General features: G+C 52.6%; 6 protein-coding genes. All 6 read left to right on the top strand.

From position 1 onward, the window contains the following. A partial coding sequence (locus BM152_RS15740; protein ID WP_139222521.1) for a transposase domain-containing protein occupies window positions 1–300 on the top strand: 300 nt, incomplete at its 5' end. Window positions 301–348: 48 nt separating this feature from the next. Continuing rightward, complete coding sequence (locus BM152_RS15735) at window positions 349–1,779, top strand: aminotransferase class V-fold PLP-dependent enzyme (protein ID WP_066605184.1); 1,431 nt, start codon at window positions 349–351, stop codon at window positions 1,777–1,779. A 271-nt stretch (window positions 1,780–2,050) separates the two neighbouring features. After that, the gene (locus BM152_RS15730) at window positions 2,051–2,599 is read left to right on the top strand and encodes a transposase (protein WP_074914444.1); all 549 of its coding nucleotides are present in this window, start codon (window positions 2,051–2,053) and stop codon (window positions 2,597–2,599) included. A gap of 415 nt (window positions 2,600–3,014) precedes the next feature. After that, window positions 3,015–3,824 (top strand): PDDEXK family nuclease, encoded by an 810-nt coding sequence (locus BM152_RS15725; protein ID WP_197418786.1) that lies wholly within the window; start codon window positions 3,015–3,017, stop codon window positions 3,822–3,824. Next, the gene (locus tag BM152_RS15720) at window positions 3,821–6,169 is read left to right on the top strand and encodes an integrase core domain-containing protein (RefSeq protein WP_066605180.1); all 2,349 of its coding nucleotides are present in this window, start codon (window positions 3,821–3,823) and stop codon (window positions 6,167–6,169) included. The genes BM152_RS15725 and BM152_RS15720 overlap by 4 nt, the downstream gene beginning before the upstream one ends. After that, window positions 6,166–7,128 (top strand): ATP-binding protein, encoded by a 963-nt coding sequence (locus tag BM152_RS15715; protein WP_066605178.1) that lies wholly within the window; start codon window positions 6,166–6,168, stop codon window positions 7,126–7,128. The genes BM152_RS15720 and BM152_RS15715 overlap by 4 nt, the downstream gene beginning before the upstream one ends. Window positions 7,129–7,177 lie beyond the last annotated feature (49 nt).

The following is a 7,177-nucleotide window of genomic DNA, read 5'->3' as shown; positions in this document are numbered from 1 at the left end:
ATCCATAATCACTGGGACGGGTTGCAGACCTTCCTGACCGATGGGCGCGTCGAGATCGACAATAACCGCGTCGAAAACCTGATCCGACCGATCGCTCTCAGTCGCAAGAATGCGCTCTTCGCGGGTCACGACGAAGGCGGCATCGCCTGGGGCCGTGTCGCTTCTCTGATCGAGACCTGCAAGATTAACGGCATAGAACCCTTTGCCTATCTCAAGGCCACCCTGACAGCGGTCGCCAATGGCCATCCGCAAAACAGCATAGACGATCTGCTGCCGTGGAACTTCAAGCTGTCAAGCTAAGCTGCATGTGATGTCCTGCGAACGCTTACTTATTTCTGGAGACGGATCATGAACACTCAGGCTTGCGCATCTCTTTTGAACGACTTCCGTATGACTGTGCCAAAGGGTACAGATCTTGCGGCAGACCTCATTGGGAAAGACGCTTCATTCGACGGGCCGTATGGCAAAAAAGAGATTGTCTATGCGGACTACGTCGCTTCTGGCCGGGCATTGATGTCTGTGGAGCGCTTTGTTTTGGAGAAAGTGCTTCCATATTACGCCAACAGTCATACGGAGGCCTCTTTTTGCGGAGGGTTTATGACCCGTCTTAGAAATCAGGCTCGTGCGGTTATTGCCGCTCATTGTGGCGCGGATGAGGGGCATGCCGTTATCTTCTCTGGATCGGGAGCCACAGCAGGGTTGAATCGTCTTGTACGATTGATGGGAGCAGATTGGGGCCGAGTTAAAATCATCATTGGGCCTTATGAGCATCACTCCAATATTCTGCCTTGGCGTGAAAGCGGGGCAGAGGTGATTGAGTTGCCCGAGAGTTCCACTGGTGGTCCGGACATGCATGCGTTGGAAACGGCTTTGAAAGATGTCGCATCTTATGATCGCGTGATCTGTTCTTTTTCTGCGGCGTCTAATGTGACTGGCATCATCGCAGATGTGAAAGGGATCACCCGGCGAGTGAAAGCTGCCGGTGCCAAGATTGTTTGGGATTATGCGGGAGGCGGTCCTTATTTGCCAATCTCTATGTCCCTGGCTGAGGGCGCGGAAATTGATGCGATGGTCTTCTCGCCGCATAAATTCATTGGGGGGCCGGGAGCTTCTGGTGTGCTCATTATACGTCGTGACGCGGTTGTTTCCGATCGTCCAACATGGGTTGGTGGCGGCACGGTCCGCTTCGTGTCTTCGCAGACCCACGACTACAGCCTGGACCTTGAGCATCGTGAGGAGGCCGGAACACCGAATGTCATAGGCGACATTCGCGCTGCACTTGCTGTGATCGTCAAAGAACAGATCGGGCAGGATGTTATGACACGCCGTAACAGAGAGCTGTCACAACGTGCGATGACAGTACTGCAGGATGCCCCGATGATTGATTTGCTCGGTTTGAAAGATGCTGATCGTCTTCCGATCCTGTCTTTCCGTGTGCGTCATCCGCAGGGAGGCTTTCTGCATCAACAGCTTGCAACCAAAATCTTAAGTGACCGATATGGAATTCAGGCGCGTGGCGGCTGTGCCTGCGCTGGCCCTTATGTGCTGCGACTTCTGGGCGTCGATAATATTGCCCAGAAGTTGCGCGAAGAAATACTCGATGGGAATGAGATGGAAAAACCTGGTTTCGTGCGGCTAAATTTGTCTGTTTTGATGACCGACGGTGAGGTGGATTTCATTTTGAGAAGCATTCTGAGCCTTTCGGAAGAGGCTGCCCGCTATGTCGGAGACTATCAAGTCGATTCCGCTCGCGCGATCTTCACGGCAAAGGCCGCTTAAGGCGATTAACTCTAATCGCAGATTTTACTTAAAGAAACTCCCCTTATACACATAGTCTAAGGGGAGTCCTGCCGAGGATCGAAGAAGAGTTCCAAAGCGCCGTTGCTTGGCCTCTGGAGCCCTCTGGGCTTCAGGTTAAATAATGAATCAGATGAAACGCTGTGTGCTCGAAATAGCTTTGTGTGACGTCGCAGTCGCCTCCGAGCGCTGTTGGGCTGATGCCGTAGACTTACAACTGGCCATCGCATCATCTGAGTGCCATTAATTTTAAATGGATGACTTCGCGACCGAAATTCACTGGAAATCACTGCTTCTGTCATTGCCGAAAAACGGCGTTGCCAGACATTTCCGCACCGAAGAAGACTGTTTGCGGCGCCTGTGCGAGGTGCAGTTTCCGAATGGTGTTACATGCTCGAAATGTGGTTCCTCTCAGCTATCTGATTTGGCTGATCGACACTTTTACCACTGCAAAGATTGCCGGTTCCAGTTTTCCGCCCGACAAGGAACGGTCTTTGAGCGCAGCAACCTTCCATTGTTTAAATGGTTCATATGCGCCGAAATCGCCATACGGGCTCATTCTGCGAAAAAGCTTCATGTCAGCTTTTCTATTTCTGCGGTTATGATGCGGTTGTCTGTTTCTCGCAAAACTGCGCTGCGCCTGCGAGCTTTGGTCCCGCAAGAGCTATTGTCTTCTGATGGAGGGGTGCTGGGCAGCTGCGTTTCTACGCAAAAGATTGATCCGCCGAGATCATGCGAGCCGGGGACTGAAGAACATCTTTTATGGCTAGATTCTGCACTGGAGCGGCAAGTTCGTCTTTAAAGTAACTGCTGAATAAAGTAGCCCCTTTCTCTTGCGTTTGCTGTATGGTCCTCGAAAAAAACTCATAATTAAAATTTTGTTGACGGGATGAAAGGAGGTTTTGCCGCGACTATTGAGTGAATTTGAACGGCGGTTACGTCGGTGGGAAAAAGATCGGGACAACAGTTCCGTGATGACTATTTCTCTTGATCGAATTCTTCCGTCAGAATGATCTGATAGAGCAGTTGGATAGCAAGTGCGAAAAACAAAGTTATCCAGATTTTCGCGTAAGCTTATGATATTGCTTGAATATATGACTCGACTCTTCATTTTCGATTGAATAGCGAAGGGTCTCATACGGCTCGGGAATGCCGAGTTTAACACGAAAGAAAACTTAAACACCACGCACTGGGGGCAGTGCGCGAACGGAGAAACTATGGCTGCGCCTTTTCAATCATACACCATCGATGTTGCACCGGATCCTGCGATCCCGGCCTATGCATCTATGGCGGGGATGGCAGGTGCGCTTGGGAAGAACCGCTCCGTAGAACTGGGCTACGAGAACCTCGACCGGCTTCTGCCCTACGACGGAATTCGCAATGTCGTCCATCGCTCCAACTCCGCAAAGACTGGAGCGCTTGTCGGGAGAACAGAAGAGGACTCCAATCTGTCTCGCGTTGTTGGCTTTGAGTCTGGCTTGGAGCGTGCGGTGGCCATCAGTGCCTTGATTCATCCCAATACCTTTGGCTTGAAGTGTCAGCCTCGGCACTTTGGGTTCGAGCAAAAAGTTGATGACGTCGGTTCCAACACGCTCGATTTTCTCGTGACTCTGCGAAATGGGCAAAAAACTTATCTCTATGTGAAGAATGACGATAGTCTCGGGAGAACCAAACAGGCTTTGATTTGTGAGCAGATCCGGCTGCAACTCCCAGAGGGCTGTGGGTTCGCTGTCGTATCAGAGGCGAGTTTCTCACCGCAACTGCGCGGCAACAACGAAAGGATCTTCTTGGCGAAGAGGTTCCCGGACCCTGAGGCAGACGCTCGTCTTGTGGAGGTTCTTGAGGATATTATCGACAAGCCAAAATTCACGATTGAGGAACTCGTAATCCGTGGAGTTGGACCGCGCGACAAGGCTGAACAGGGGCGCATGTTTGACGCCGTGCTTCGTGCCATCGCCGACTTCCGCCTCTTTGCCGACAAGAAACGGCTGATTGACTACCCGACAGTTGTGGGGAGACCAGAATGAGTGTGCTTCCGACATTTCATTTTCCACAAGGGACTTTGATCAGTTTTGATAGCCATGCACTTGTGGTGTCTGGATTCTGTCGGGACGGCTTGATCGTCTGGGACAGGGCGCTGGAGCAGCAGACGGCTCAGCACTTCGTCCTTGAACATGCGAAGGTTCGCGAAATCATGGGGCGGCTGGATACGGTCGTTGATGAAACCTTCGGGAGTGACGGGCCTGAAGAGGCGGCGCTTGCCGCACAGGAGCGGGCTTCAATCTCGGCGTGGGAAAGTGCGACCGATGAAGAACGCTACGAAGCCCAGCTGAAAGAGGCGTGGTGTCTCGCTTCACAGAAGGTTCTGCAGGGTGCCCGCAAAACGGAAACCAATATCACCAGAAGATTTGATGCGATCCAGGCCGACGCTTTTCGCCGGCAGCGCCTTTTGAAACGCGGGACGGATCGGAATGGCGCGTTTCAGGCAAAGACCTGGGGCCCGAAACGCGTGAGCCAGTTCTGCACGATGTATTTCGGCCAGCTGCGCCCGTCGCCAGAGGCGCTGTTGAACAAGAAGGCGAGCGGGAACAAGACGACACCCAGAATGTCTGCTGAGGCCAGCTTGTTGCTGGATCGGATCTGCAAAAAGTACTGTTCAACTGCTCAGCCGTCGAAAGCATCAATTGAAAGAACTGTCAAACAGGCGTTCCGGAGGGAATCTGCCGAGCGGATGTCGAATGGCCGACCTCCCCTCACGTGCCCTCACCGTAACACCATCTATCGTCGCCTCGCTCAATTTACGAAGTTTGAATTGGTTGTTGGGCGCGCGGGTATTCAAGAGGCTATGAAGGAATTCTCGCCGACACAGCATGGTGTGCGAGCTCTGAAACCAGGCGAATTGATTGAGCTCGACTTCTGGCATGGTGATGTCTTCACCCTGCGCCAGAAGAGTGACTTTTGGGGCCTTCTTTCTCCGGATCTCCAGGAAAAGCTCGAGCAGAAGGTGAAGAACAAAAAGACAAAGAAAAAGAAAAAGAAGAAAGCACAACGCCTTTGGGTCTGTGCGGCCATTGATGTAGCGACGCGTATGATCCTCGGGATCGGCGTAGCTGAAACCGCGAATGTCCGCACCGTCATTGAGGTGTTGGACATGACGACGCGCGACAAAAGCCAGTATAGCCAACTTGCAGGCTGTAGTATGGCTTGGAGCCAGGCGACCGGCATTGGAACGGTTGTCGTGGATACGGGCAACGAGTTCTTCGACGCGCAGGTGCAAGCGGCAATCGTTGGGCTGGGCGGATCTTACATCTACGGGCGCACGGGGGTGCCGATGGACAAACCCTTTGTCGAAAGGTTTTTCCGGACGCTGCGGATGATGTTTGCTGACGAACTTCCCGGCAAGACAGGGTACTCACCTGACTGCCTGATCGCATATGACAAAGAAGGCATGGCCGCCTTCGATGCTGATGTTTTTCGCCACCTGCTGGTGAGGTTCTGTGTCGACTACTATCCTCTTCAAGAGCATATGGGCCTCATGGGAAAGCGTCCTGTGGATCAATGGAAAGATGCCATGAAATATGGGGCGGTCGGGGCACCGAGCGTGCGTGTGCGACGCAGGGCTACCGGTCTGAAGCTCTCACGGAAATTGACGAAAGAGGGCGTCCGCATTCTTGGTGTTCCGTTCGGGGAGCAAAGCCAGTTTCCGAAGAAACTATGGGAAGCAGGGGTTGATCTCGAAATCCGCCTCGATCCGACGGATATGCGTGAAGTGACGGCACTGCACGAAGGGAAAATCTACCACTTGGAAAACCAGCGTCCAGATCTGGCACATCACACTGTCCGCACGCTTATGGCCGCAATTGAAAAAATGCGGGCAACGAAACCTCAGGATAAGAAGTTTTATGAATATGTTCTGGCAAAGCATGCGAGTTGGATCGACGAAAAAATCCAGTCCGGGATCGAGGCACACGGATTACCTTCTACAGAGCTAAAGGAGGAAACGCTCGAGTGGTTTGAGAATAGTCACTGCGTTCGCCTCCAGATTGAGAAAAATCCCGCAGAATCGATCTCTGCCGATATGGACACTCTGCTGTCCGGTGGGCAGGGCAGGGGTATCTACTCACCCGAAATGATCGAGGCGGAAAAGCGTTCCAGGGCTGATAAAGAAGCCTCGGAACCCCTGGGAGAAGGTGCGGAGCCATGTACCACCACCGCCCCCACCAATGACACATCCGCGCCGCCAGATGTCGGATCTGACCGTGCCGCGCGGCAATCGGTGGGCACGGGGACCAACAAGAAGAGCAAAGGGAAGACGAAGGCGCCGGGCAAGACGTTTTCTGGTGCGCCGAAGGGAAGGGGAAGTTTCAAATGACCAAAGAGAATTCGCTGGATGGGATGTCCTACGTCAAAAGGAAAGCACGTTTGCGGAAGATGTATTTCCACATGTCGCGTGCCGAGGAACTCGATGCTTTGTTTCAGGAGGCCGTCGACGATTACGACTCTGGCGTCTTGTCCGAAGAGCCGTTCGAGGCCAGTTGTCTGACGATCATCGGGCAGAGTAATTCGGGCAAGACCAGGGAGATCCGGCACGCATTGGGGCGTCTGCAAGCTGGGGACCGGCAGTTGGAGTGTGGGCGTGCGATTCAGGCGGTGTCGATCGTTCTTGATGGGGAAACGACTTGGAAATCACTGGGTATCAAGATTCTCGAGCAAGTGGATTATGACATGTCCCCGAGAAAGACCGAGCATGAAATCTGGACACGTGTTCGGCAACAGTTGCGCGATAAGGGAATGTGGATTGTCGCAATTGATGAATGCCAGCACATGTTCGAAACACTGGGTGAAAAAGACACAAGAAAGGTGATCAACTCGATCAAAACCTTGATCAAGAACCCCGATTGGCCTGTGGTTGTCGTGTTGAGCGGAATTCCCGAGCTCCTTGAGAAGGTCAATTTGGATCCGCAATTGAGAAATCTGGCGACTGCTTACAATATGCGTTCTCTTGATCCGAATTGCGACGAGGATCTCCATGAGATTGATACGGCGTTCTATAACTATGCGGCAGTGCGAGGCGTAAATATCGACGGTGTTCGCAATGAGGAAACCTACCGGCGCCTTTGCTATGCGACCGGACATCATTTCGGTCGCGCCTTCAAGTTCATGGTCAGCTTGTTCGCGTCAATCGAGGATGACGAACGTTTCCTGAACCTTGATATATTGGCCGACCACTATGCCCAGAAGACGCAGTGCATTCCTGGCCACAACCCGTTCATTCGCGAAGATTATCACCTTTGTGACGTGTCGGTGTTGTTGGCTGGCTTGGATGGTTGAGTATTCCGTAGCACATAAAAATTTTCCAAAATTCATCGCGCCCCGACTT

This window comes from Celeribacter halophilus (assembly GCF_900114135.1).
Classification (GTDB): domain Bacteria; phylum Pseudomonadota; class Alphaproteobacteria; order Rhodobacterales; family Rhodobacteraceae; genus Celeribacter; species Celeribacter halophilus.
The sequence above is the reverse complement of the archived record's forward strand: the minus strand, read 5'-3'. Positions and strand labels throughout refer to the sequence as shown.

Excerpts from the sequence above, each read along its gene's own strand:
- BM152_RS15735 (WP_066605184.1), top strand. The coding sequence starts at position 349 with ATGAACACTCAGGCTTGCGCATCTCTTTTGAACGACTTCCGTATGACT.
- BM152_RS15730 (WP_074914444.1), top strand. The coding sequence starts at position 2,051 with ATGGATGACTTCGCGACCGAAATTCACTGGAAATCACTGCTTCTGTCA.
- BM152_RS15725 (WP_197418786.1), top strand. The coding sequence starts at position 3,015 with ATGGCTGCGCCTTTTCAATCATACACCATCGATGTTGCACCGGATCCT.
- BM152_RS15720 (WP_066605180.1), top strand. The coding sequence starts at position 3,821 with ATGAGTGTGCTTCCGACATTTCATTTTCCACAAGGGACTTTGATCAGT.
- BM152_RS15715 (WP_066605178.1), top strand. The coding sequence starts at position 6,166 with ATGACCAAAGAGAATTCGCTGGATGGGATGTCCTACGTCAAAAGGAAA.